The organism is Jiella sonneratiae (assembly GCF_017353515.1).
GTDB classification, from domain to species: Bacteria; Pseudomonadota; Alphaproteobacteria; order Rhizobiales; family Rhizobiaceae; genus Jiella; species Jiella sonneratiae.
In genome coordinates, this window is sequence record NZ_JAFMPY010000068.1 from 1 (window position 1) to 1,760 (window position 1,760).

Below are 1,760 nucleotides of genomic sequence, written 5' to 3' on the forward strand. Positions count from 1 at the left end.
AACGTCACGTTGCTGGCCTTGGCCGTCGCCAGCGACGCGGCGATCGCCTCCGCGAGCTGGCGTTCGGAGAACGGCTTCGACAGCCGCTGGACGTCCCGCTCGGCGCTCGCCGGAAGGTCGGCATAGCCGCTGGCCAGGATGACCGGCATCGCGGGATGCCGCTCGCGGATCCGGGCGATCAGCTGAAGCCCGGTCATGTTGGGCATCGCCTGGTCGGTGACGACCACATCGACCCGCTCGTCCTCCAGTATCTCGAGGGCCTTCGTCCCGGACGAGGCTTCCAGAACCCGATGGCCGAGGTCTTCGAGGATCGCCGTCGTGCCCATCAGCACCAGGGCGTCGTCGTCGACCGCGAGGATCGTCAGGGCCGGGCTCGAGACCGGCTGTCGCGGCGCCGGCGTCTGCGGCGCCCTCAGCTCGCGCGCAGCGGCGGCGACCGGCAGCCAGATCTCGGCGGTGGTGCCGGCGCCGGGCTGGCTCTCGAGCGCGAAGCGCCCGCCCGACTGCGCCGCGAAGCCGTGGACCATCGACAGGCCGAGCCCGGTTCCCTTGCCGACCTCCTTGGTGGTGAAGAACGGGTTGGTCGCCGCCGCGAGCGTGGCGGCATCCATGCCGCAGCCGCTGTCGGCCACCGTCAGACAGACATAGTCCCCCGGCGCAAGGCCCGCCTCGGCAAGCGCGATGGAGACGGGCCTCGCCGAGATGGCGATCGCGCCGCCCTCCGGCATGGCGTCGCGGGCATTGACGGCGAGATTGACCAGAGCGAGTTCGAGCTGGTTGGCGTCGGCGAGCACCATCGGCAGGCGGATCGGGAAGGTCGCCTCGATCTGGATGGCGGGGCCGATCGAGCGCTGCAGCAGATCCGCCATGCCGTGGACGAGTTCGGGGATGCCGACGCTCTCGGGACGCAGCTCCTGGCGCCGCGAGAAGGCGAGCATCCGCTGGGTCAGCGAGGCGCCGCGCTCCGCCCCGCGGATCGCCGTGTCGGCGAGCTGCCGGAGCTTCTGGTCGTCGGGAAGCCGCTTCTTCAGGATTTCGAGATTGGCCAGCACCGCCGCCAGGAGATTGTTGAAGTCGTGGGCGACGCCGCCCGCCAGCTGTCCCAGCGCCTCGAGCTTCTGCGCCTGACGCAGCTGTTCCTCGGTCTGGCGCCAGGCCGTGATGTCCATCAGCCCGCACAGCGCCTGCTGGAACCGGCCCTCCGCGTCGCGCTCGACATGCGCCGAGAGGAGGCAGTGAAGCTGCCGGCCGTCCTTGGTCACGAACTGATATTGCGCCCCGCGCAGCTCCTTGGACGCCAGGAGGGCGGGCCAGTCGACCTCGGTGCGGCGACGGGCGGACTCCGGGGTCATGAAGTCGGTCAGCGGCCGTCCCACCACCTCCTCGAATTCATAGCCGAGCACTTCAAGCCAGACGTCGCTGACATGCTCGATGCGCCCGTTCTCGTTCAGCGCATGCAGCGGCAGCGGCGTGCGGCGGTAGAGGGTGGCGAAGCGCTCCCGGCCTTCCCGCGCCGCGGCCGTCTCGCGGGCGCTCGCCAGGGCGAGGCGCCGGTCGACCAGCGACGCCGCCAGCGCCAGGAACAGGATGAGGAAGGTCAGGCCGGCGATCGCGAGGGCGAGGGCCATCGGGTCGAGCGCGGCCGCCGTGGGCATCGCGTCGTCGCCGGGCTCCCTGACGAAAGTCGCGGCGGCCATGCCGGTATAGTGCATCCCGGCGATCGCCAGCCCCATCGCGCCGGCGGCGGCGAGCTTGCGGGG

At 71.3% G+C, this 1,760-nt stretch carries 1 protein-coding gene; it reads right to left on the minus strand.

Annotated elements, in window-relative coordinates:
- The coding region (locus J1C47_RS23500) for a PAS domain-containing sensor histidine kinase (RefSeq protein WP_207353225.1) at nucleotides 1-1,760 on the minus strand (1,760 nt) is incomplete at both ends.